Genomic DNA, 24,913 nt, shown 5'->3' on the forward strand with positions numbered 1-24,913 from the left:
ATGACTTTTCAAACATCCTCTAAAATCTAAAAACCTCTGGATGATTACTTTGTAATAAATTTGTACATTTGTACCATGTAATGGTTCATCTGGACAAGAACGAGAAGATATGGCAAGAGCGATTGAGCGAATTGAGCAGGATATTGCAGGGTTGAAAGAGGCGATCAGCGCGATCGCAGTAGAACTACAAAACGCTTATGCTAGTTATTTAACGACTTTGGGGCAAGCTGTACGGCAACAGCTAATTCTGGCCATTTATCACCTCTGTACTCAAGGGTATCCTGAAAACTTCCTAAGTTTATCATTAAGTCAGCGGCAACAATTACAACAAGTTATACGCAAATTGAGTCAACAGGCGGCTGAGCAGTTACTCGCTTATATTAAGAGTGAGGGAAATGAGAGAGATGAGGGAGCAGGGGAAGTAGGAGAAGTAGGGGAAGCAGACGAAAGTAATTCTTTGCCACCTTCATTCCATCCCCCCTTATCCTCCTCTGCTCCTGACCTTTCTAACCCTGTAGAACTGGCAGAATGGCAACAGAATTTAGAGGAAGCTACGCAAGAGATACTGAAAAATCTTTCGCATAATGCTAACCTTTTATTACAAAAAGCTGAGATACTACCTAAAAAATTACCGGAACCAATTTTAGCAGCTGCGGCTGCTGCTGCATCAGAAGCATCTGCCGAGGTCATGCCAGGGCCGCCCAACCTATTAAATTTAGTAATTGAAATTGAAAATGAGCAGCAATCAGAAGACTCTAGCCTGACACAGATAATGGCTATTAACCTCCGGCTAGGAGAAATTGAATTTGCTGATGCGACACTCTCGTCTGAGCGCAGGCATATCCGCAATATTTTGGGTCAGCTAAACAAGCTAGGACGGGAGTATCAAAAAAGGCAGCGTGAAAAATCAGTTGCCGAAGCTGAAGCCGCATGGCGTGCTAGTTGGTTTGAAGATTAATCAATAGTCTATAGTCCATAGTCCAAATATTGACTCTTGACTCTTGACTCTTGACTCTTGACTCTTGACTCTTGACCAATGACTAATGAAAAACCAGACTGGATAAGATTGCAAAAAGCCTTGGCAATAGAGGCAGAACATGGCTTTACAGACTTGTTGGGCAAACAATACCGTTTCAGTGAATTTCTCAGCCTAACTTTTGGTAAATTTCCAATAGTCTTGGCTGCAACTGAACGTCGCCGTTGGCATGAACTAGCGGCGCAATTTGCTAATTATCCAAATCTGGGACTGGAAGATAGACAACATTTAGTAGCAGAAACTCGTAGGTATCTGTACCAACTACAGCAAGAGGAGGGGGAACAGGGGAGCAGAGGAGTAGAGGAGCAGGAGATAGTTTATAAATCCAAAATCCGTCTTGAAAAGTTTGCTACGGGGGGAAACCCTCCTTACAACTTTTCGCAAAATCCAAAATCTAAAATCATAGCCGAGGTGAGTCGGAGACTTGCCCCGAAAATAGATCAAAAACTTAGCGATTTACCAGAAATAGGCATCAGAAAAGCTGATAATTTGGCGCGTCTTGGTTTGTATACCGTGCGCGACCTGCTTTTCTACTATCCCCGCGACTACATTGACTATGCACGTCAGGTGAATATCCGCGAGTTACAGGGGGGTGAGACGGTGACAATAGTGGCTACAGTAAAGCGTTGCAACTGTTTTACTAGCCCAAAGAATAAGAAATTATCAATTTTAGAACTGATACTGAAAGATAATACTGGTCAAATTAAAATTGGTCGTTTTTACGCAGGTGCGCGCTTTAGCAGTCGTGCTTGGCAGGAAAGTTTAAAACGTCGATATCCAGTAGGTAGTATTGTAGCGGCATGTGGGTTGGTGAAAGAAAGTAAATACGGCTTGACGCTGGATAATCCAGAATTAGAAGTTTTAGCAAATCCAGGAGATACAATTGAGTCGCTAAATATTGGGCGAATAGTACCAATTTATACATTAACAGAGGGTATAGTAGCGAATATGGTGCGACAGGCGGTAATAGCCGTTTTACCCGCTGCGTCTCATCTAAAAGATCCTCTGCCAAGTGGTTTGCGACAGAAGTATGATTTGATGGAATTGAAAGATGCGATCGCTAATATCCACTTTCCCAACGATAGCGCTAGTCTGCAAGTTGCCCGTCGTCGCCTAGTCTTTGATGAATTTTTCTACCTGCAACTCGGTTTACTGCAACGTCAGCAGCAAGCAAGGGCGATCCAAACCAGTGCTATTCTCGCGCCAAAAGGTCAACTGTTAGAGAAATTTCACGAAATTCTGCCTTTTCAACTGACTGGCGCACAACAACGAGTCATCAACGACATCCTCAACGACTTACAAAAACCTGTGCCGATGAATCGTCTGGTGCAAGGCGATGTCGGTTCTGGTAAAACTGTCGTCGCCGTGCTGGCGATTTTGGCGGCGATTCAATCTGGCTACCAAGCGGCGCTAATGGCTCCTACAGAAGTTTTGGCAGAACAGCATTACCGCAAGTTAGTTAGCTGGTTTAACCTGCTGCATTTGCCAGTGGAATTACTGACAGGTTCAACAAAAACTAGCAAACGGCGACAAATTCACGCTCAGCTAGGAACAGGTGAATTACCCCTGTTAGTGGGAACTCACGCCTTGATTCAAGATCCTGTGAACTTCCACCAATTGGGTTTGGTGGTAATTGATGAGCAGCATCGCTTTGGGGTGGAACAGCGAGCGCGTTTGCAACAAAAGGGTGAGCAGCCGCATGTATTAACTATGACAGCTACGCCTATTCCCCGAACCTTGGCACTAACGATACACGGGGATTTGGATGTGAGCCAAATTGATGAGTTACCACCAGGACGGCAAAAGATTCAGACAACAGTGCTATCAGGTCAGGAACGCACCCATGCTTATGACTTGATCCGCCGGGAAATTGTCCAAGGAAGACAAGTTTATGTGATTTTACCACTGGTAGAAGAATCAGAAAAATTAGATTTGCGATCGGCAGTGGACGAGCATCAAAAGTTACAAGAAAGCATTTTTCCTGACTTTCAAGTGGGGCTGTTGCATGGTCGCATGAGTTCTGTTGAGAAGGATGATGCAATTACCAAATTCCGTGACAACCAGACGCAAATTCTGGTTTCGACTACTGTTGTTGAAGTTGGTGTAGACGTACCGAATGCAACAGTAATGCTCATTGAAAATGCGGAACGGTTTGGCTTATCGCAACTGCATCAACTACGGGGACGCGTCGGCCGTGGCGCGGCTCAGTCTTACTGTTTGCTGATGAGCAGTTCTAGAAGTCCCGATGCTCAACAAAGACTGAAGGTATTAGAGCAATCTCAAGATGGCTTTTTCATATCTGAGATGGATATGCGTTTTCGCGGCCCTGGGCAAGTGTTGGGAACTCGTCAATCGGGAGTGCCAGATTTTACCTTAGCAAGTTTAGTTGAAGATGAGGAAGTGTTACTTTTAGCGCGGCAAGCAGCAGAAAAAGTGATAGAGATAGATGCAACTTTAGAGCGTTGGTATTTGATGAAAGAAGAGTTGAAGTATCGGTATGAGCGATTGATGGGTGGGGCGATTTTGACGTGATTGATGTAAGCGATCGCTTTAACCAAACATTAGCCTTTTCAAGGTGGATAAATTTCTCGAATTTATGGCTTTTTACCTTCGTATCTTAGTGCCTTGGTGGTTCAAAAATTGACTTTTTAACCACTAAGGCACGTTCGCAAAGCGTCTCGCAGAGAAGTCACCAAGAAAAATATACTATACCTTGCAAGGGCTAGATGAAATATTTAATATCTGATTTTTGTTCAGACCGAGATTTTGAGATTAAGTGAACTCTATAGTCTCAACAAACTCTAAAATATTGTCTTTGATATTCTCAGCTTCTTCTTCAAAAGAACCGGGAGTTTCGCCGTTAAAAAAGCTGCGCTGGCTGCTAACTATGTACAAAAATTCACCACTGATAAAGGTGAGAAGCCCTCGGTATGCATCTAATCTGATTGCAGTTCCGTTATTTTCTTGCTTGGAAATTGTTGAACCTTTTGGCATATTGACCAATACATAGTAAGCTCCCTCTAAAGTGTCTTCTAGATATTCAGTAAACTCCACTTTAGCATCTGGAATATTAGCAAAAATCGCTTGAGGTACATACTTGTCTACTAAAATTGATTGGAAATATTCTTCCTGTCCAACAGATTCGATTTCCTCTATTTGATCTGGGGGAAGAGGATAATAATCGATTCTCAGCAATGTGCCAAAGTCATCGGAAAAGCCAACTACCCCTTCTTGACTTTGAATTTTACCCCCCTGATGAGAGTCAACTGGAATGGGGACTGTAAAGTTACCTAAGGGTGACTTATACGCTTGTTGGTTATAGCTTTCTACTGCTATTGTTTCATCTTCGTCATCTGCATATTCTTCATCTTCTGCTTCTTGAAAAGCTGCAATTACTTCCTTGATGATTTCCTCGGCTTCTTCATCCTCAAGTTCCAAAGCTTCTTGAAGTTTTTTGAGGTACGGTTGTTTTTGGTTAGAGATAGTGAGTTCTTCTTCGTCCAAAAGTACTATTACCCCAGCAGCAAAACCATCCAGTACTAGTTCATCTGAGAGAGATGCTTTGGCGGCATTAAACAAAGGGCCGAGTCCTTCGTCTTCTACAATGCCTATGAGCCTATCGACTATTTCTGTAGTTTCATCTTCTGAGTATTCCTCAAAGACCTCGAACTCCCAGAGGATACCTGCTAAACTTTCTGCATCTACATCTTCAATGGATGAATCAGCGATCGCGGTGACAACTGCGATCGCTGCTACTGCTTCTTCTGGACTCAGTGACTCTTGTGATGTCTTTTGTGATTTAAAAATCTTATCATATTTGGTCATAATTGCTACCTTAGCCAATGGCTTTCTAGTAATAATAAATTGAAAGTGTCAATGAGTAGTTTAGTTTAGTAATGCAGCGAAGTTCCTGTATCAGAGGTAGCGAGGCTTACTTAATATCGCACAGGTGTGAATAAACTGTGTTGAAAGTGTATCTCCAGCGTTAATTAAGCCTTGGTGTAATCTACTTGCGGTAAAAACTCCTGATTTCCCCCATCTTTATTTGAGTTATACAGGAAGCGATCGGCGATGTTTTCGTAGAAATTTGGATCGATCCAGTAACAAAGGTGTCCTTGAACACCCCAGGATGCCTGATATTTCATTTCAACGTTATCTAGGTTCTCATAGTAATCCAGATGACCGCTGATTGGGTCTTTCAAATGGTAGTAATTGACCCAACGGACTTGCTCAAGTTTGCATTCTACCGGGTTATTGGTCAAGTACAAACTTTGCAACACAAATTCTGGTTTCACGCGGAAGGAGTTGAGGTGCTCTAACATCCGCTGTCGAATATATTGTCCCTCCTGTGCTACTTCTCGGAAGAAAAAAGCGATTTTGTCTAGTGGTGAACCAAAGGTAATCAGTCCTTGAATTTTATTCAGCAAGAGACTTTTTGTCTTATCTTGGGAAAGACTGGTTTCAATACAGAGAAGGTTCAATGTATCGTATGCAATACAACTACCGAGAGAATGTCCAGTCAGTATGACTTGGTCATAATTTGCTTGCTTATCCTTGAGAATTGCTTTTAGTAATGTTAAGGATTCTGTAACTATTTGTTGGCGAATCTTTTGGTAAGGTGATTTCCGGTCAGTAATGCTGTAAATGGCTATATCACCAACCAAATTAACTAAGGGTGGGGTAACAATTTGTTTACTTAGCTTCCAGGCTGATTGCAGAAAACGACCTCTGAGAAATGGGCCTACAAATGAAAGAATTAACCAAAGTCCCAGTCGCAATCCTGGATAAACAAAATTAAATAGGCGTAGGAATATGGTGAGCCAACGTAGGCGATATGTAAATAAGCTTTTCCTATTTTTATTAGCGAGAAGCGCATTTAATAAACCTTGGTTTTCCTTCCGACTATAAAATTCAATTGTTCCATCAAGCGTCCGTTCTGCCCATTGCAACATCTCCGGTACACTAATTTTATTTTCTGTATTATGTGCCCAGTAGTACTCATGAACATCAATTAACCAGTCTTGAGCGGTATCTGTTGAACTCAATCTCACAAAGCTTTCTGTCCAAATAGAGCCATTGGATAGTCTGCGCTTAGCAATTAAGTGTTCTAGCTTGAAGGGTAAATTCTGCTTATCAAAGTATTTGAGCAAGTTCTGAGCGAAATAGTCCACAGTTTCAAAAGGATTTTGTTCGCCGACACCGTGAATCAGGAAAAATGCTGTGCGACCTTTGGGAAATCTCATAATATTTTGATTGGTCATATATGATTACCTTTTTTAGAGAAAATATCTTGGTCTTAATAGTTAACTCTGAGGTTCGAGTCGCCACTACTCTTTTTTATTCACAGCCTTTTTTAAAAAAACAAATGTTACTTGTAGTTACGCTAGTCTGAAGATCAATTACTGAATATCATAAAAAATCTGATTATAAATTGTTTTAACACTTTTATAAGTTCTCACCTGCTCCAAGGGCAAGAACATATAGTTAAAATTACTTTTTGATAAAATTTGTATCAATTAAATATTGACAATTAACCAGATTTATAGTTTTAAAATGGCTAAATAGTAAAAGTTGCGCTCGCTATAAATAATTGATCTACTTTAATTAAGACACAAGTTAGCCTCAGTATTTTCCTCATGTTACTTTGGCAAGATACTATAAATTTTTATTAAAAATCAAATTCTTCTAATATCTGCTATATTTCTCCATTTTTATCCTCTAGCTCGTGAATTATGTCTATGGACAGAACTATAAACTAGCTAGCGATAGATAGCTACACCGTGGGAAGGATGGCATAATACCGAAGTTTGTAGTTACACAAACTCGAAAACGCTGTACTGTTGGCTCTGCTTTACAGACTTGAATTATAGGAAATTCTGAGTTTTTTATGGTCAAAACCCCTCCATCCCAGTTTTCACCAGATCAATACAAAGTTGATTCTGCAACAGAAAAAGTAGAAGCTCTTATAGAAACCCCACCATCAGACACGGAAATCGCTCTAGAGTTTCTTTACACTAGGGATATTGAGTTTCGTCAGGAAACAATTTACTTTCTTGTAGTGGATCGCTTTCATGACGGCGATCCAAATAACAGCGAAGGTGAAAACTCAGAACTTTACGATCCAACTGGACAAGATTGGGGTAAGTACTGGGGTGGTGACTTGCAAGGTGTCATCGATAAATTGGACTATCTACAAAACATGGGAGTGACTGCTGTTTGGTTAACTCCTCTGTTTGAGCAGGTTGAAGAGTTATTTGTTGGCAATGCAGCGCTACATGGCTATTGGACAAAAGACTTTAAGCGGCTCAATCCTCGCTACATTGGTGAAGGAGAGAACCCTTCTTTAAATGCGACTCAGGAAGAAAAAAATACAACGTTTGATCGATTAATTGCAGAACTCCATAAGCGCAATATGAAGTTGGTGCTGGATATAGTCTGCAACCATAGCAGCCCTGATACCAGCGGTAGTAAGGGTGAATTGTATGACGATGGCGTTAAAATTGCTGACTTCAACGATGATGTCAATCACTGGTATCACCACTATGGCGAAGTGCAAAATTGGGAAGATGATTGGCAAGTGCAGAACTGTGAATTAGCCGGTCTAGCAACTTTCAACGAAAATAATACTGAATATCGTGAGTATATTAAATCCGCAATTAAACAATGGCTAGATCGGGGTGTAGATGCACTGCGGGTGGATACCGTCAAGCATATGCCCATCTGGTTTTGGCAAGAATTTACTGGTGATATGAGCAATCACAAGCCAGATGTATTTATTTTTGGCGAGTGGATTTACAGTAATCCTAGTGATGATCGCTCTGTTGAATTTGCTAATCACTCTGGCATGACCATGCTAGACTTTGGGCTGTGCGTAGCGATTCGAGCAGCATTGGCACAAGGTTCAGAAAACGGCTTTCATACAATTCAATACATCTTTGACCAAGACTTTCGCTACAGTGGGGCTACAGAGTTAGTCACATTCATCGACAACCATGATATGCCTCGCTTCCAATCGCTGAACCCCGATCCAGCGATGCTTAAGGTAGCGATCGCCCTAATTATGACATCTCGTGGCATTCCCTGTATTTATTACGGTACAGAACAATATCTGCACAATGATACTGATGGCGGGAATGATCCTTACAACCGCCCGATGATGGAAAATTGGGACAAGGATAGTGAAGTTTATCGCTGCATTAGATTACTGTCTGGATTACGGCGACTAAATCCCGCTGTGTCGATGGGTAGCCACTGGCAAAAATACTTAACACCGGATATTTATTGTTACGTACGTCGCTATCGTGACTCTGTGTGTTTTGTCGCACTCAATCGGGGAGGAGAAGTCACTCTACCAGAAGTAGCAACAGAATTGCCCGATGGAGAACATACCTGTGTTGTGACTCGCAACAAGTACGAGGTTAAAGACGGTAAGATTTATAACTTGCCACTTGAAGAACGGGGAGTAATTGTTTTCAGCCACGTTGGGGAGCGAATCAAAGGGCAAACTATAGTGCGCGTGCAACTCAATGGGGTGAATACCCAACCCGGCGAAACTATTGTCGTGACTGGAGACTGTCCAGAGTTAGGCAACTGGGATATCAGCAAAGCGTACCCTCTAGAGTACATCAACTCAAATACCTGGTTTGCCGAAATTCCTTTTGATGAGAGTGCTGGTAAGCTGATTGCTTACAAATATGCCATGTGGCGGGAAGGGCGATCGCCTCTGCGCGAAAATCTCGTTAACCGCCGCTGGGTGATTGCTAAAGAAGGCACTGTCAAATGGCGTGATACTTGGGCATCGGGACGAGAATCGTAGAATTTATAAGCTAGCTCCCCAACTTTTTGAAGAAGTCGGGGAGCTAACTACACGCAGCTTATTTCTTCAAAAAACGCTGACGCAGACGAGATATAAAACTATTCACCTCTGGTATTCTCATCCATGAAGCGATCGCTGCAAACACAGCGATCCCCACGAAGCCAGATATACATAACTGCAACAGCAGAATTAGTAAACCTTCTTTACCTAGTAACTGCTGACAAATAACAAGAGTGAGAAAACTTGCTAACCCAGCGACGACGCTACCCGCAGTTAAACCCAAAATTGGCACACTCCATTCACGCCAGGGTAAACCGTTGAGTTTGCGATCGAGTAAAAATAACAGCATCAACATTGAACTACAATTTACGCCTACCGTTGCCAGCACCAAACCGGGAGCGCCAAAAGGCCCAACTAAAGCCCAATCTAGTGCGGCGTTAAGAAAGATATTAAAAGTACTAATGCGAAAAGGTGTTTGTCCATCACCCAAAGCATAAAACACCCGAACCAAAACATCACGCCCCAAATAGGCAAACATCCCAATTCCGTAAGCGACTAGCAGGGATGAAACTAACTGTGTGGCGTCTTGTGTGAAAGCACCCCGCTCATATACTATTTTCACAATGGGTACAGCTAGCACCACCATCAGCGCTCCCAGAGGCAACATAGTAAAAGCAGTCAGCAGTAATCCTTGGCGAATACGTAGTTTGAGATCAGGCCAATGTTCTGGAGCGGCAAGTTGGGCAAATATCGGTAATAAAGGCAACAAAATGATGTTAGAAATAATGCCTAGGGGAGTTTGCACAAGCAAATTGGCATAGTTAAAGCCCGCAGCAGCACCAGGAATAGGACTGGCAAAATAAAGGACGGTAGCAAAGTTAATCGGCATCATGCCTGAAGAAATAGTCGCCGGGGTCATAATTTTAATAGCTTCTTGGACACCGGGAGATCTAAAATCAAACCGCAGACGTAATGTCCCAAGTCCCAACCGCCACTGCACAACTAGCTGCACCAACCACTGAAGGATTGCCCCAGCTAAGGTTCCCCAAGCCAATACCATGCCACCAATAAAAGCGTATTCCGGCTTGATGATATCTTTGCCATGTTGCATAGACAAGATAACAATGCCGATAACAACAGTAATACTTGATAATAGAGGACTAATGGAGAGCAACCAATACTGATTAGCTGCATTGAGAGTACCGAAGCCAATGCCAATTAAGCCAGAAAATAGTGCCATTGGGGCCATAATCTGGATTTGTTGGACAGCGATCGCTCTGGTTGTCGCATCCAACCCATGACCGACAATATCAATGATCGCATCTGCCAAAAAAATCTGAGCAACTGTCACTAGCAACAGCAATCCAGCCACCAGCGTTGTGACTGTTTCTACAAGGGAAGCGGCTTCTTCTCGCTTACGCTTAGCTAATACGCTAACGATCGCACTGTGAATTGGCCCATTCACACCACCTAAGATTGTAAATAGAAAGCCAGGGATAACGTAGGCATAACTATAAGCAGTAGCAGCAGCACCAACACCAAAAGCGGCAGCGATCGCTTGCTGCCGTACTAAACCAAAGATTTTACTAATTAATGTGGCTGCGGCAACAATACCAGCAATTCCAGCGAATGAACGAGAAGGTTTTTGTTCTTGATTAGTCACGAATAATACCCGACAACTCTTGCAGAGTGCATATCTTAAAACATTTAACTTTAAATCCCGCAGTCTGTCAGGCAAATTTTGACAAATTAGTCATAGTAATCATTTTAAGTGCGATCGCTCAAAATTGAATTCCTGAGATTGTTATAATGATATGCGTTTTAGCTCTCAATCTCTTTTTTAAAATTAATACTGAATAACCAGCCTCTCTTCGGATATTTTAGTGAAACGTGACTCCATTTATTACCAAATTTTTAAGCGTTTTCCTGGGTTAATTTTTGAAATCGTTGATTACCGTCCTGAACAGTCGCACTGCCAAGAAACGAAATAATAGATATTATTACCACAATTGCTGTTTACAAGTTTTCGTCTTTGAGTAGAGAGGAAGTGGAAGCTGTGCTGGGACTTACTTTAGAGCAAACCAGGGTTTATCAGGAAGCAAAAGCTGAGGGTCGGGAAGAACGAGAAGCTGAAATGTTGAAAGTTACCGTCCCCCTGTTGCTAAAAACGGGAATGAGTGTAGAACAGATTGCTCAACAGCTCAATGTTGATGTAGAAGCTGTCCATCTGGCTATACAGCAGAGTGCGTAGAAGAACACGCACGCGATCGCCGTTTACTGCCACCAACTTTTTGGGTGCAATTTATTTAGCTGCTTCTGTTATCTGGTTGAATTGATAACACGCCCTAGCGACATCCCAAACTCTCCCGCGTGGAAACACCTGTCACTGGATTTATCCCATCAGCTTGTTTGCACATTAACGAAACTTGATAGCGGTCAATCAAAGCGTCTGTAAAATCAGCGCCAGTGATATCAGCATCGAAAAAGCGGCTGCGGGTTAAAGTTGCTTCTGTAAAAATGGCATTTTTCAGGTTTGCACCGTCCATAGTGACGCGATCGACCAAAGCACCTGTCAGGTTCGCGCTTTCCAAATTTGCTTTTAATAAAACTCCCTTAGTGAGAATTGCGTTTGTTAAATTCGCTCCTTGGAAATTTGTACCCCGCATTTCCGCCGCTACAAAGGTTACGCCTGCCAAATCAGCGTTAGAAAAGTCACGATTCTCTAAATTGATATTGTTATAGTTAATTGTGTTGATTTGAGCAAGAGCTGGTTTTGAACTAAGTAATATCCACAACCAAGCCAGCATAAAAATTACAATCAAACTGAAGCATCGAAGTAAAATCTTTTTCATAACTTTATTTTTTGAGTCAAAAGTCCAGAGTAATTAATTTTGACCCTTGACCCTTGACTCTTAATTATTTCCAATCTTTCCCAATACGGATTGTCAGGTCAGATTCTAAATCGCCGATCGCTGACACTTCTATTTGACCCAAGCCTAAGACTTTTTGCAAGTCAACTCCTACTCGTCGGTTCCCTTTTTGAACAACAATTTGAGTTTGACGTTGGGTATCAGGCCAATCGGGTGCTTTGTAAATATTAGTAAAGCCTTTCTGTTTGAGATAAGCAATAACTTGTTCAGTTAGCTGAGGTTGATTAGAAGCATTTTGAATAGCAATTTTGAGGTTAGGAACCCGGCGCATATCTGGCTTTAGACCAGGTACATTCACCCCAACATAATCATTCAATAGGCTCTGTTGTCCAGTCATGTTCAGCCAATAGCTATTAGGGTCTTTGCTAAAACGGCTAAATGCACCAGGCAACACGGTCATTTGAAAATTATCTCGTTCTAGGTTGAGGCCAAAGTTCACCAACGCCATCATTTCTTCCATCTTCAGGTTGGTGTCAAAGTATTTTCGCATTAAGCGAGTTAATTGAGGCAACCTAGGTAAGACAGTAGGACTGTTGAGACGTTGCAGCAAAGCTGCTATTAGTGCTTGCTGTCGCTGCACTCTTGGTAAATCTCCTAACCCTGTTTCGCGGAACCGGGCAAACTGTTCTGCCTGTTCACCGTTAAGGGTTTGCCAGCCACTAACTAAATCAATCGACAGCCGACTGGCGGTGTCTTTATATTCCATTGATTTGGGAACAAACACCTCTACCCCGCCTAACTGATCGACTAACTGCCGTAAACCGCTGGTGGAGATCCGGATATAGCGATCAATGGGCGCATTATTTAAAGTACGGCTGACTACCCGCGCTGCCAAGACTGGGCCGCCTTGGGCATTGGCATCCGATACTTTAGTTAATCCTTGCTCTCCCTTTTCTGGGATTGCGATCATCGTGTCTTTGGGGATCGAAAGCACACGTACAGATTTATCGCCGGGGTTTAGCCGGACAAGCAGCATAGTATCACTTTTACCAGCAAAGCTTTCTGGTGAACCATCAACAGTACCGTTAACTGGTTCAATTCCCATAATTAAAATATTCATCGGTCGTGATAGCTGGTACTGAGAGAGTTTGCTCCATAACTCCCCAGGTAGTGGCATTTTTTGCTCATCTTTCCCAGCGGTTCCTAAATCTTCATCTGTTCGATCTAAGTTGCTCCATAACGGAGTCCACAGCGCTAAAGTCGAAACTAGTAACCCCGATAAGATGATTCCTAAGACAACCGTCAATATCCACAACAGCCATTGAGGCATGGTCAAGCCCAGTCTCTCATAAAGCTGGTTGGGAATCGCGCCCACAGATTCGACGACGCTACGAGAATTATTGACTTGTGGTATTACCTCGGCCTCTGAATCGGACGCTGGTGCAGGCGTTACCTGATTTTCCGTTGTTTGAACTTGTTGCGATCGCACCTCATTTTCAAATTCTGCTATTTGCTGAGATGTGACCGGATTTTCCGACCATTTGACTTGTTTGATCACGATTATCTCCCCACTCAACCACTCACTAAAAGTATGTTAATGCAAGCTACAAATATTGCCAGTGCAAAAGCTCACTGTAAACTTGTAATGTTCTTCGGTACGTGTGTATGACAACATGAATACTTTATTGTTCCCTGTAATACTTGCTGGTGGTAAAGGTGAACGTTTTTGGCCCCTAAGCCGCAAAGACCGACCCAAGCAATTTTTAAGTCTCGATGGTAGTTCTAGAAGCCTATTACAAGCAACCGCCGATCGATTGATAGATCTCGTGGGCAGTTGTGATTCCTTGTGGGTGATAACTTCTAATCAGATAGCTGAAGGGGTAAGACAACAACTACCCGAACTACCGTCTCAAAACTTGCTGATTGAATCAGAAGGAAGGGACACTGCCGCAGCTGTTGCTTGGACAAGTTTAGAAATCAAACAACGCTATGGAGAAGACGCTGTTATTGGCTTTTTCCCTGCTGACCACTGGATTGCCGACCAAAAGGCGTTTGCACACACATTAAGTGCAGCTACACAACTGGCGGCAAGCACAGAAGCGATTGTCACATTGGGGATCAAGCCTACTTTTCCATCAACCGGCTACGGTTACATTGAACAAGGTGAAAAAATAGGTAGCTTTAATGAGTTGCCAGCCTATCACGTCAACCGCTTTACTGAAAAGCCCAACCGTGAAACGGCAGAAACTTTTCTATCTTCGGGACGTTTTAGCTGGAATAGTGGCATGTTCGTTTTTCGGGCTGGGGTTGTTCTCAAGGAACTACATACCCATGCTCCAGAAATTATCGAACCTTTAGAACAACACGGTGCTGATATCTATCCCCAGTTGCCTAAGAAGAGTATAGACTATGCGCTAATGGAAAAGACCACTCTAGCATACGTTTTACCAGTGGAGTTTGGTTGGGATGATTTAGGAGATTGGAATGCGATCGAACGCTTACTTAAAAAAGAAGAGACTCCCAATGTGGAACTCGCTACCCATGTGGGATTAGATACGCAGGGGGCTATTGTCTATGCCTCAAATCCAGAAGATGTGGTTGTTACTATTGGTTTAGAGGATGTGGTGATTGTGCGCGATCGCAATGTTACCCTTGTGGTTAAAAAAGACCGCACGCAAGAAATTAAGCAGATCCTCAAAACTCTCCAAAACGATCCCCGATTTACCGACCTGCTGTAGATGTAAAAGTTAAAACCCTTGGCAGAGGCGAAAAAGTCTGTTTTTCTATTATAACTTGACTGTCTGTTGTTTTATCTGAAAGTTATGGAAATCATCAGCTTTGAGCCTCTGGCTAAAACAATGGCCATTAATTCTATTGCTGCTGATCAAAAGTATATTTCTCCGGTCAAAGGATTCTTTTGTCCTCATCGCCTCTGACACGGCGGTGATTCTTGCTCAAATTAGGTTAAACCAATGCTGAGTCAACAGAAGCTCCACGAAGCCGTACAATCTCCATACAAAGATTCAAAGACTGTGCCATATCTAGTAAAACCTTAACAACCGCCGAAACTAGATTCACCGCTGTATTGTCGTCCCCTGCTGTTTACCCCTTTAACTCCTCTGCATCTTGGCACCTTATAACAATGTTCCTCACACAAACTGTTCCCCGTCAACGAGAAATCATTGAAGTATTCCTTCGCAATGGCTGGGACTATATGCGAAGGCTACTGACTGGTGGCAAAGCTGATGAACCCCAGCTACCCACACCTGCTGTTTTAAAAAACATTCTGGTGGATTTGGGGCCAGTCTATGTCAAACTCGGTCAGCTACTCTCTACCCGCCCAGATTTACTTAGCGCCGCCTACATTGAGGAACTATCAACCCTACAAGATGAAGTGCCGGCAGTTCCCTGGTCAGATGTAGAAGTAGTCATTCGCAAACAACTAAAGCGATCGCTAGAAGAAACTTTTAGTACGATTAATCCCATCCCAGTAGCGGCGGGATCAATTGCCCAGACACATCGAGCCACACTTGCAGACGGTCGAGAAGTTGCGCTGAAGGTACAGCGTCCGGGAATTGATATTACTGTTGCCCAAGATATTGCCTTAATTCAAGGGATTGCTGATTTAGTAGCGCGTACAGATTTTGGACAAACCTACGAAATCAAATCTATTGCTGAAGAATTTACCAAAGCCCTAGAAGCCGAGTTAGATTTCACGCGGGAAGCTGGTTTTACAGACCAATTGCGGCGCAATTTATCCCGTAGTCGCTGGTTTGATCCTACCCAAATAGTAGTTGCCGAAATCTATTGGGATTTGACTACAGAAAAATTACTGGTAATGGAGTGGCTGGACGGAGTGCCTTTTCTGTTGGCAGATTTGAACAGCAGTAATAACGGTAAAGACCCCGCAGTAGAACGTCAAGAAATCACTACTCTGCTATTTCGCGCTTTTTTTCAACAACTATATATAGATGGCTTTTTTCACGCTGATCCCCATCCAGGAAATTTATTTTATCTTAAAGATGGTCGCGTAGCGCTTTTAGACTGTGGCATGGTGGGACGACTTGATCCCCGTACACAGCAGATATTGACAGAAATGTTGTTGGCGATCGTGGATTTAGATGCTCAAAGGTGCGCTCAGTTAACTTTGCAGCTATCAGATTCCGGTCAGCCAGTAATTTTGTCACGCTTAGAAAATGATTACGATCGCATGTTGCGAAAGTATCACAATGTCAGCCTCACGGAAATAAACTTCAGTCAGATAATTTATGAAGTTTTACAGGTTGCTCGCAATAATAAAATTCGCTTACCCAGCAACATGGGTTTGTATGCCAAAACCCTGGCTAACTTAGAGGGGGTGGCGCGTACCTTTAACCCGGAGCTGAATTTTTTTGATGAAGTCAAGCCATTAATCACAGACTTGTTTCGCCGTCAGTTACTCGGCGATAATCCAGTGCGATCGCTTCTTAGAGCAGCGTTGGATATTAAAAGTCTCTCTCTACAATCTCCCCGTCAGGTTGAATTGTTACTAGACCGAGTTACCTCGGAAACCTTACAGTGGAATTTATCACTCAGAGGGTTAGATGGCGTACGTCGCACTATGGACGATGCAGCCAATAGACTCTCATTTAGCATTTTAGTGGGTTCGCTGATTATGGGGGCGGCAATTATTTCTACGAAAGCACAGACAACTCAGCTATCTTTTTTAAGCACCATCCTATTTACAGTCGCTAGTCTGTTGGGGTTGTGGTTAATTATTAGTACTTTGCGATCAGGACGTTTACGGTAAACCTATGTTTTATAACTGAGCAATACTCACCATAGGAAATCATGATAGCTGTTGCTTGCAAAAATCTGTGTTTGAGTGTTTGGAATCACAGATGAACGCTGATAAATACAGATAAATTATCAGTGTTTATAGCAATTCTTACTTGAGTCAGGTACAGAAGAAGTAATTAACTACAGATAAACAACGGACACTTGCTACGGGGAACCCTCCGAAGTTCTGATGCCTTCTCTCTCTACGAGAGGCTTGTCTGCGACACGCTGCGCGATCGCCAACGGATAGCGCAGCGCAAAGCCTTCTCTACGAGAGGCTGCGCCAACGCGAACCGCTCAGACTTCTCTTTGCAACGCAGTGTCCTCCCGATAAACACCGATAGATTTGTACCTCAACCGGCTAGGAAACGCTATATCTGTGGTTTTAATATAAAATATATGCCAATTATCGTTGCAGAAAAGCTAAGTAAATTTTATCCGGTGGCGGTCAAAGAGCCAGGAATTAAAGGTACGATTACCCACTTTTTCCGCCGCACCTACCGTTCAATTAAAGCAGTTGAGGATGTTTCCTTTGAAATTGCTCCGGGTGAAGTTGTAGGGTTTTTGGGGCCAAATGGTGCTGGTAAAACCACTACACTCAAAATGTTGACGGGTCTGATTCATCCTTCTGGCGGTACAGTCAGAGTAGCTGGACACGTTCCGTTTCGTCGTGACGAAGCATTTTTGCAAAAAATCACTTTGGTGATGGGACAAAAGCAGCAGTTAATTTGGGATTTACCAGCGTTAGATTCTTTAAAAATCAACGCCGCTGTATACAACATTTCTGATAAAGAGTTTCAGCGGCGGGTGGGAGAATTAACAGAGATGCTTTCCTTAGAAGGGAAGCTTACCCAACCAGTACGGAAGCTGTCTTTAGGTGAACGAATGAAGGCCGAACTATTGGCAGCACTTTTGCATCGTCCCCATGTATTATTTCTGGATGAACCGACTCTAGGACTAGATGTCAATGCTCAGGTAGGAGTACGCAATTTTTTGCGAGAGTACAACCAGCAATATCAGGCAACAGTGCTGTTGACAAGTCATTACATGGCTGACATCACAGCTTTGTGTCAACGAGTGCTGTTGATTCACCAGGGTAAATTAATGTATGACGGTAACTTAGATGGACTGCTAGAACGTTTTGCTCCTTACCGAGAAGTTTATGTCGAGTTAGCCCAACCACTATCGGTGGAAAAACTCATGTCTTACGGTGATGTACAGTTCTTAGAAGGGCGATCGGTGCGTTATATGGTGCCGCGAGAGGCGCTCACTCGTACTGTATCTCAGATTTTGGCAGATTTAGAGGTAGTTGATCTAACCGTCACTGAACCGCCTGTAGAAGAAGTGATTGGACGAGTTTTTCAGGCGGGTGTTGTGTATTAACAGGGAATAAGTAAATCCCCATAATTAAAATTAGGGAGCCAGTGCTACCTTAGCGCTTTGCGCCGGAATCTTCTGACGTGGATTTGAATCGAAAGAATTCAGGAGTGGATTAGCATTAAAAATTGCATATTAATTAGTAATGTTTTAGGGACATAAATGTTTTATTTAATGCACAAATTTGCCATAATTCTTTTATTTATTTAGATGCAAAAGCTGGCAAATATGATTAAATAATTTTACTATTTCCTCTAATTAACAGCTAATTCATACGTTCAAAGTTTATGACATTTAGCCTAAATCATCATAATGTTTTTGATTATTTAGTTGAACAGGGGTTATGTAATCAGTCCGAGCAATCTCCCAGTAAGATAGAACCAGTTATAGCCAAAAACTTTAATTTACTACTGACTTTGACAAATGGTCGTAAACTGCTTGTCAAGCAAGAACGGCTTAATCAGGAAGGGAAAGCGGCTGGTGAATTTTTAAGTGAGTGGCGAATTCAAGAGTTTTTACAACAATTTCCAAACCTGGGCAACTACCGCTCATTCTTACCAGAGGTACTGCATTTTGATAGAGAAAATTCCATTATTGTCTTTAGATATTTAGATGATTATCGGGATTTAATGGATTTCTACACCAAGGAAAATAGCTTTACAACAGAAATCGCTACAGCAATTGGGAATATTTTAGGGACTATCCATCGTGATACTTTCAACCACCAAGAATATCAGGAATTCTTTTCTAAAAATTCAGATAATTTAATGGCTGATCAAGTATCACATTTAGTTCGGAGGTTAGAACGGGTTGAACCGGAAATTTTTGGACTAGTTCCTGGCGATGGGTTAAAGTTTTTTGCTCTATATCAACGTTATGATAGCTTGGGGCAGGCGATCGCCCAATTGGCTAATGCTGTAACGCCCTCTTGTCTCACCCACAATGATTTAAAACTAAATAATATTCTCCTGTACAAAGATTGGCAGGATTCCAGTAACAATATTGTCCGGCTAATTGATTGGGAACGCTCAACTTGGGGAGATCCAGCTTTTGATTTAGGAACACTTATTGGCAGCTATGTACAAATCTGGCTGGGTAGCTTAGTTATTAGTAATTCTTTGAGTATTGAAGAGTCTCTTCGCTTGGCAATAACACCTTTAGAACTACTTCAGCCTTCAATTAGTACATTAACCCAAGCTTATTTAAACACTTTTCCAGAAATTCTCAAACACCGCCCTGATTTCTTACAACGGGTGGTACAATTTACAGGTTTTGCTTTGATTCAACAGATTCAGGCGATGATTCAATATCAAAAATCTTTTGGCAATATGGGAATTGCTATGCTTCAGGTTGCTAAGACGTTATTAAGCCGTCCTGTACAATCAATGCCAACAATTTTTGGTGCTGCTGTTGAATTAAATTACCTGACTAATTCTGCTGTTTAAATCATTTTGTTATTACTAAATAAATAGTTATGCAATTATTAAATTCTCCTCAAACTCAGCTAGAGGCTGGTTTAACTGGGCAATTACTGGATGTTCTGCAAGATATTGTTCGGAAAATTGAGATAAAATCTGATTTCTCAATCCACCATCCAGATTACAAACCTTTGGAATTACCATCTGAGGCAGTTGAACGTTTTCAGAAGATGCCAACCCAGATGCAACAGAAATATTTGAGTCTGCAATTGCGAAGTTTTCTTTACGGTATCTATTACAACGGTTCTATGCAAAGTACGTTGGCACTAGATGGCGAGGGAAATGGATTGCCCCTAGATTTGGAGAATAATACTGTTTTAGGGGTAGATGTGGGGTTTTATAAGCAATTGCATGAAAGTAATTTTGGAGACGGCTACTTTGACCCTGGTTGGTCTATTTTGAGAGAAGAAATAGACGGTAGTTTAGCCGTTACTAAAGGCGGTTTGAGACTGCATATTGAACGCAATAAGCATCTTCAAACTGTTGAACAAGCAGCTGTGGTAGGTGATTCTGTGGCTATCAAGATGCCGAAGAATCTGGTGCAAAATGGCTTTTACATGGCAGCTAGCAATATCACATCTGAAAGTCATAAAAATCTGGTAAGGGTGTACTTTAACTTCAGCCCTGAAGGTGCAGTGGCAGTTATGGGTAGCCTGACACGGCGGCTGAATGCCATTCCCATTTTCTTCCACTTTAAGGTGCTGTATAACCCAGATGACTACAAGCGTTACGATTCAGGGGTGCTGTACTTTGAAAAAGGTAACTATAAAGCTGTCCGGCAAGTCCTTGAGGCTGTCTATACAGAAAACCAATCGCATTTTCAGCCGGAAGTGCCGCTATTCACTATGCAACTTGCACCAGGGTTAGGGTTGGCAGAAGAACCAAACCAAAAGTTTGGTGTTCAGGAGAGCTTTGGGATGAATCGTTGTCAGATTGTGGCGAATGGGTTACTGGAGGCTTGGTATCAAGGGGACGACTCGCTAGAGGGGAGGATGAAGGCTATTGCTGGGCAATTTTCTCTTTTGGGGGTTGACTTGCAGCGCCCTTATGTCAATGCTAATTCAGAGGATATTTATTAGTAGTTCCATTAAGTAACAATTAAATTAATGGAGCGCAGGATTGTTTCTTTGGTATTAGGTAGCTGCGATCGCATCACGTAGCCAGTTGAGCTTTGCTTCTTATTCTGGAGTAATGTTGAAGTTCTGCCGCTTGGTTTCTACCGTTTCTGGATTAGATGATATCGGCGTAGTCATGTTACCTCATAACTATGAATTAGCCTGGTAAGTACAATATGAGTATGTCAGACTCATTGAATTTACAGAATTGAGGCGATGTCTACGACGGGCTTCTCTACGAGAGGCTACGCCAACGCCTACGCATTTTTGGCAATGCAACCATTTAATATCTGTTGAGCAGCCTAGAGTTTGGATATCAACGCTGAGTGTTTGCGACTCTCAGGGATTGACGAGAGAGCTGATTTAAGAGTGAGTATGGAAAGCGATCGCGCAGTTTGCAGCACGTCTCACCTGAGTGAGACAGATTGTAGCGAATAGAATAGGGTTTGCTGCTACTACCAGAATGAAATAGCTCTAAATTTTTATCGTTCAGTCTAAGAGACTTCTTGGGCTGATTTTTTGTGGCTTTTGGCTAGTTCAAAATCTATGGAGACATAACTGTTTTAATTTTGTTTTTCCTCAAGCTCATCTACTTCTACAATCGTTTAAAAAAATAGATTTTTACCATAAATAGCCGACTAGTTTTATCTAAATCTGTAACTTTTATGGTCTTTTAACTCTGTTGAAATGTCTAGGCATCTTCAAGTCTTTTTAATAGGATGTAATCAGGAAGTAAATAAGATTATTTGATTCCTAATCACTAACACAATTGTATTGGAGACTAAACTCAAATGGCTGATATTAAGATTAATGACATTGAACCTGCTGGCGCTGAATTGTTCGCAGATTCGGAAGATTTACTGAATGAATTAAACGACGATGAACTTAGTAATATACTTGGCGGTCTTGAAGCGGCGAGAGGTTTCGCTCTCAGTAGCCTTCTAAGTATTGCGTGCCATTGTAATCATGATGTGCAAGCAGTCTCTGAGGTATAATTGGTTTAGGATAGCTGAGTTAATATGGTTTGGTTAACGTTTTAATCTTTTAAAGATCCCTCCTTAAAAAGGCTTGCTCATAACTTTCTTTTACCTCCTTTTTAAGCAGGGCTAACTCAAACTTGCAGTCAAATGATTTTTTCAATTATTTTTGTGGCTTTGGAGACAACTCCAAGCCACTTTTACCCTGGCTTGATTATCGTGACCAGCTCACTAAATGGATGAGAATCACACTTCGGTAAAATCATCAGCAGCGGTTTCAGGCTTTAAAAGGAAAAGTTAGCGTTCATACGGATATACCACATGAGTCCAATAAGAAAACTGAAAGGAGACTATCTGTGACCATTAGACTGAACTATCAAAACTTATTTAATTATTTAATAGAGGCTGATATATGCCAACAAAGTGACCTAGAAGTTATTACAATTGATGATAAACATAGTAAAAACTTACACTGGACACTTAATGTAGCAGATGACAGCAAGCTAGTTGTTAAGCAAGAGTCTTATCACCAAATTCATAACTTTAGTAATGAAATTTATAATGAGCATGATATCTTCTCATTTATGCATTTATGTCCCAATTTAGTTTACGCTTCATCGTTGCTTCCAAAAATGGTTCATTTTGATGAGAGCAACTTGATTCTAATCTACAAACACTCTGCTGATTATATTAATTTAGATAGTTATTACGATAATGCTAGAACTTTTCCAACGTCCATCGCTGAGGCAATTGGAACTAACTTAGCAAAACTGCATCTTGAAACTATGAATTCTCAAGATTGCTACAATTTTATCACGAAGGTAAAAGAAGGTAAGTTTTGCTATCAGCTTCCCTATTCTAACTATCTTTTAGACCAGATTGATCCTGAGAGTTTACTTAAATTCCCAGCAGAGGGATTCAAGTTTATTGCTTTTTATCAACGCTTTGAAAACCTTAAAAAAGCAGTTACAGAGCTTGTAGTTCATCATCGCCACTGCTGCCTAACCCACAATAACCTTCTGTTAAATAAGATTCTGATATATAGACAGTGGGAGAGGCTATTATTGGCAACTGAGTGTTGTGATGAAAGCCTAATTAAGTTTATTGACTGGGAAAAGTGTAGCTGGGGCGACCCGGCTTGTGATTTAGGAACAGTGATTGCTGGCTATTTGCTGGTATGGCTCAACAGTATAACTGTACATCCTGCCATTGAACTGAAGCAATCTCTACAGTTAGCTACAATCCCTTTGGAAGTAGTTCGCCCATCAACTATAGCTATAACCAAAGCTTACATCAAGACTTACCCCAAAGTTTTAGAAGACCGTCCTGACTTTCTTAGGCGAGTTATTCAATTCGCTGGTCTTGCTTTAATTTCTGAAATTATGGGGAGAATTCAGTCTCATAAAGGCTTTGATAATCAAGGTATTTGTATGCTTCAAGTAGCAAAGAGCTTACTATGCCAACCAGACGAATCCTTTAGCTTTGTTCTTAATACAACAGAATTAGAACTCATTAACTCAAGACTACCCTCTATCAATTAGCATTAAGAGCAACTATATGCAGTTACTACAAATTTTGGTGGAAATTGCTAACAAGATTAGACTAGAATCTTCCAACTTTCGTATCAGTTATTCTGGCTTTCCTCCTCTAGAAATTCCTATTGGCACGGTAACACATCTGCAAAAAATGCCTCAAGATATTCAAGACAAGTCTTTAAAGTTACTATTAACAAAGTTGATATATGAAATTCACTACGAAGGTTCACTTGTGGAAGAAGTAAGTCAAAGACTTCAGACAAATGACCAAACTTTAAAGAAGATAGCTTCAACAGAAGTAGATTGGCAATTCTACGAACAGCTAGAAATAAATAATAATAGTAAAGGTTGTTTTCATCCAGACTTTCACGTTCTGAGACAAGAAACTGATGGTAGTCTTGCTGTGGAATACGACAGAGTTACTCTTCACATTCAACGAAACCGCCATCTTAAGTTAGAAGATCAGTCAGCTACAGTTAATGATTCTGTCTCAGTATTAATGCCATCTAGCAATATCGAAAGGGATTTATATACAGTAATTGGAGAGGACGAACCTGATGCTACCACTTGGAAAGATCCTTCCAACCAAGTAGTGTTTACTTACTTCAACTTTGCTCCAGAAGCGGCAATTATAGCTATGAAGCATATAACAACAATATTGAATAAAATAAAAGTACCTTTCGTTTTTAAAACATTACATAATCCTTTAAATTACAAACGTTATGATTCAGGATTTATCCAATTTCATCGGAGTAATTACGAAGTAATTCGTCAAGTTTTACAAATTATTTATTCAGAAACAAAATCCCACTTTCAGGAGGATGTTCCCATATTTACTAAGGTACTTGCGCCTGGAATTGGATTAGCCGAACATCCTCATCCTAAATTACTGTCTAAATACTCGGAAACTTTCGGATGGAACCGCTGCCAAATTGTTGCCAATGCTTTACTAGAAGCTCATAAGAATGGTAATGAATCACAAGAAGCTCGGATGAAATATATACTCAAACATTTCGACTACTTTAAGATTGACCTAGAGCGTCCATATCTCAATCCTGACTCTGAAGACATCTACACACCGTTAAACTAAGCCAACAGAGTAGGACTTAAGGTTAGGATTCGGAATTAGAGCTTAAACAATAAGAGTCTAACTGCTTAACAACATCAACTTGAGCAATTTGTTGCTTTAGCCATTCAGAAAACAAATTTGAAGCAATTTTTTGGTATAGGGCATTATCTAATTCCGGTTGAATAATCTCCTCCACCAAAATCAGGTGTATTCCCTTAGAAGTAACAATCGGTTTGAGATGCTGCGGCGGTTTAGCTGCAAAAACAGCAGCAGAAATCTCTGGCTTCAAATCTTGACGATACACTATCCCCCGATACCCACCTTTTCGACGTAACTCTATATCCTGGATGTATTTGTGAGCAACATCATAGAAACTCAACTCACCCTCCTGGATGGCATAGAAAAGCTCTATCGCTAAATCTTCGTCATCTAAGATAACCTCATATAACACTACACGGGCATAGTCTAGTTGATGTTGAAAGAAATAGGGTTTAACTTTATCTGCAAATAGATGCCGAAATAATTTATTACTAATTAAGTTGCTGTAATTCAGTTTTTCAAAATCATCTAGAGACAGACCTTGTTTTTCTAGCCACGCCCAAGTATCATCAGCACTTTGAAGTTGATTCACTAATCGCAATTGATCTGCTGCTTTCTGAATTTCCTCAGTCTCTACTTTGATACCCGCCTTATCTGCGGCGTTTTCTACAACCTTGCGGGTGACAATCTCTTCAATTATCTCAGGAATTTTGCCAGATATCTTGACTTGCTCAAGAATGTCTTCGTTGGTAATCGTGATAGTTTGAGACATGATGTTTCTTC

General features: G+C 41.5%; 17 protein-coding genes and 1 pseudogene. 12 read left to right on the forward strand and 6 right to left on the reverse strand.

The genetic code is table 11. The annotated features are described in order from the left end of the window. Positions 1-109: 109 nt before the first annotated feature. Positions 110-958 carry a hypothetical protein gene (locus tag FNW02_RS27740; protein WP_191760697.1) on the forward strand — a complete coding sequence of 283 codons (849 nt, stop codon included), beginning with the start codon at positions 110-112 and terminating at the stop codon, positions 956-958. A 78-nt stretch (positions 959-1,036) separates the two neighbouring features. Then, positions 1,037-3,568, forward strand: coding sequence for an ATP-dependent DNA helicase RecG (recG, locus tag FNW02_RS27745; RefSeq protein WP_191760698.1), 2,532 nt, complete (start codon positions 1,037-1,039; stop codon positions 3,566-3,568). A 240-nt stretch (positions 3,569-3,808) separates the two neighbouring features. Here the strand turns inward: recG and FNW02_RS27750 are convergent, their stop codons facing one another. Then, positions 3,809-4,861 (reverse strand): tellurite resistance TerB family protein, encoded by a 1,053-nt coding sequence (locus FNW02_RS27750; RefSeq protein ID WP_191760699.1) that lies wholly within the window; start codon positions 4,859-4,861, stop codon positions 3,809-3,811. Between the two features lie 164 nt (positions 4,862-5,025). Further along, on the reverse strand, positions 5,026-6,297 hold the full coding sequence (locus FNW02_RS27755; RefSeq protein WP_191760700.1) for an alpha/beta hydrolase family protein: 1,272 nt from the start codon (positions 6,295-6,297) through the stop codon (positions 5,026-5,028). A 626-nt stretch (positions 6,298-6,923) separates the two neighbouring features. Here FNW02_RS27755 and FNW02_RS27760 point away from each other — a divergent pair. After that, the gene (locus tag FNW02_RS27760; RefSeq protein ID WP_191760701.1) at positions 6,924-8,852 is read left to right on the forward strand and encodes an alpha-amylase family glycosyl hydrolase; all 1,929 of its coding nucleotides are present in this window, start codon (positions 6,924-6,926) and stop codon (positions 8,850-8,852) included. 58 nt (positions 8,853-8,910) lie between these two features. On the opposite strand, the gene murJ is transcribed toward FNW02_RS27760, so the two are convergent. After that, on the reverse strand, positions 8,911-10,515 hold the full coding sequence (gene murJ, locus FNW02_RS27765) for a murein biosynthesis integral membrane protein MurJ (RefSeq protein ID WP_191760702.1): 1,605 nt from the start codon (positions 10,513-10,515) through the stop codon (positions 8,911-8,913). A 300-nt stretch (positions 10,516-10,815) separates the two neighbouring features. Here murJ and FNW02_RS27770 point away from each other — a divergent pair. After that, positions 10,816-11,103, forward strand: a pseudogene (locus FNW02_RS27770) (hypothetical protein); the annotation flags it as partial. A 94-nt stretch (positions 11,104-11,197) separates the two neighbouring features. Here the strand turns inward: FNW02_RS27770 and FNW02_RS27775 are convergent. Both FNW02_RS27775 and FNW02_RS27780 read right to left on the reverse strand, forming a co-directional pair. Beyond that, on the reverse strand, positions 11,198-11,704 hold the full coding sequence (locus FNW02_RS27775) for a pentapeptide repeat-containing protein (protein WP_191760703.1): 507 nt from the start codon (positions 11,702-11,704) through the stop codon (positions 11,198-11,200). A gap of 64 nt (positions 11,705-11,768) precedes the next feature. Continuing rightward, a complete protein-coding gene (locus FNW02_RS27780) occupies positions 11,769-13,280 on the reverse strand; it encodes an LCP family glycopolymer transferase (protein ID WP_191760704.1) in 1,512 nt (503 codons plus the stop codon). A gap of 115 nt (positions 13,281-13,395) precedes the next feature. Here FNW02_RS27780 and FNW02_RS27785 point away from each other — a divergent pair, with 115 nt between their 5' ends. From FNW02_RS27785 to FNW02_RS27820, 8 genes are all read left to right on the forward strand, one after another. After that, complete coding sequence (locus FNW02_RS27785) at positions 13,396-14,460, forward strand: mannose-1-phosphate guanylyltransferase (protein WP_191760705.1); 1,065 nt, start codon at positions 13,396-13,398, stop codon at positions 14,458-14,460. 404 nt (positions 14,461-14,864) lie between these two features. Beyond that, a complete protein-coding gene (locus FNW02_RS27790) occupies positions 14,865-16,511 on the forward strand; it encodes an ABC1 kinase family protein (protein ID WP_191760706.1) in 1,647 nt (548 codons plus the stop codon). A gap of 428 nt (positions 16,512-16,939) precedes the next feature. Further along, on the forward strand, positions 16,940-17,923 hold the full coding sequence (locus FNW02_RS27795) for an ABC transporter ATP-binding protein (protein ID WP_191760728.1): 984 nt from the start codon (positions 16,940-16,942) through the stop codon (positions 17,921-17,923). Positions 17,924-18,204: 281 nt separating this feature from the next. Further along, positions 18,205-19,362, forward strand: a complete 1,158-nt coding sequence (locus FNW02_RS27800; protein WP_191760707.1) for a phosphotransferase family protein — start codon at positions 18,205-18,207, stop codon at positions 19,360-19,362. Between the two features lie 29 nt (positions 19,363-19,391). Continuing rightward, positions 19,392-20,474, forward strand: coding sequence for a T3SS effector HopA1 family protein (locus FNW02_RS27805; protein ID WP_191760708.1), 1,083 nt, complete (start codon positions 19,392-19,394; stop codon positions 20,472-20,474). Positions 20,475-21,301: 827 nt separating this feature from the next. Beyond that, positions 21,302-21,505, forward strand: a complete 204-nt coding sequence (locus FNW02_RS27810; protein WP_191760709.1) for a bacteriocin — start codon at positions 21,302-21,304, stop codon at positions 21,503-21,505. 338 nt (positions 21,506-21,843) lie between these two features. After that, positions 21,844-23,028 carry an aminoglycoside phosphotransferase family protein gene (locus FNW02_RS27815; protein ID WP_191760710.1) on the forward strand — a complete coding sequence of 395 codons (1,185 nt, stop codon included), beginning with the start codon at positions 21,844-21,846 and terminating at the stop codon, positions 23,026-23,028. A gap of 16 nt (positions 23,029-23,044) precedes the next feature. Then, complete coding sequence (locus tag FNW02_RS27820) at positions 23,045-24,112, forward strand: T3SS effector HopA1 family protein (RefSeq protein WP_191760711.1); 1,068 nt, start codon at positions 23,045-23,047, stop codon at positions 24,110-24,112. A gap of 22 nt (positions 24,113-24,134) precedes the next feature. Here the strand turns inward: FNW02_RS27820 and FNW02_RS27825 are convergent, their stop codons facing one another. Continuing rightward, positions 24,135-24,902: a peptidylprolyl isomerase gene (locus FNW02_RS27825; RefSeq protein WP_191760712.1), complete on the reverse strand. Its 768-nt coding sequence runs from the start codon at positions 24,900-24,902 to the stop codon at positions 24,135-24,137. Between the last annotated feature and the right edge of the window lie 11 nt (positions 24,903-24,913).

The sequence above is a fragment of the Komarekiella delphini-convector SJRDD-AB1 genome (genome assembly GCF_014831675.1).
GTDB lineage: Bacteria > Cyanobacteriota > Cyanobacteriia > Cyanobacteriales > Nostocaceae > Komarekiella.

Coding starts and splice junctions, on each gene's coding strand:
- FNW02_RS27740 (WP_191760697.1), top strand. CDS start 110: ATGGCAAGAGCGATTGAGCGAATTGAGCAGGATATTGCAGGGTTGAAA.
- recG (WP_191760698.1), top strand. CDS start 1,037: ATGACTAATGAAAAACCAGACTGGATAAGATTGCAAAAAGCCTTGGCA.
- FNW02_RS27750 (WP_191760699.1), bottom strand. CDS start 4,861: ATGACCAAATATGATAAGATTTTTAAATCACAAAAGACATCACAAGAG.
- FNW02_RS27755 (WP_191760700.1), bottom strand. CDS start 6,297: ATGACCAATCAAAATATTATGAGATTTCCCAAAGGTCGCACAGCATTT.
- FNW02_RS27760 (WP_191760701.1), top strand. CDS start 6,924: ATGGTCAAAACCCCTCCATCCCAGTTTTCACCAGATCAATACAAAGTT.
- FNW02_RS27775 (WP_191760703.1), bottom strand. CDS start 11,704: ATGAAAAAGATTTTACTTCGATGCTTCAGTTTGATTGTAATTTTTATG.
- FNW02_RS27785 (WP_191760705.1), top strand. CDS start 13,396: ATGAATACTTTATTGTTCCCTGTAATACTTGCTGGTGGTAAAGGTGAA.
- FNW02_RS27790 (WP_191760706.1), top strand. CDS start 14,865: ATGTTCCTCACACAAACTGTTCCCCGTCAACGAGAAATCATTGAAGTA.
- FNW02_RS27795 (WP_191760728.1), top strand. CDS start 16,940: ATGCCAATTATCGTTGCAGAAAAGCTAAGTAAATTTTATCCGGTGGCG.
- FNW02_RS27800 (WP_191760707.1), top strand. CDS start 18,205: ATGACATTTAGCCTAAATCATCATAATGTTTTTGATTATTTAGTTGAA.
- FNW02_RS27805 (WP_191760708.1), top strand. CDS start 19,392: ATGCAATTATTAAATTCTCCTCAAACTCAGCTAGAGGCTGGTTTAACT.
- FNW02_RS27810 (WP_191760709.1), top strand. CDS start 21,302: ATGGCTGATATTAAGATTAATGACATTGAACCTGCTGGCGCTGAATTG.
- FNW02_RS27820 (WP_191760711.1), top strand. CDS start 23,045: ATGCAGTTACTACAAATTTTGGTGGAAATTGCTAACAAGATTAGACTA.
- FNW02_RS27825 (WP_191760712.1), bottom strand. CDS start 24,902: ATGTCTCAAACTATCACGATTACCAACGAAGACATTCTTGAGCAAGTC.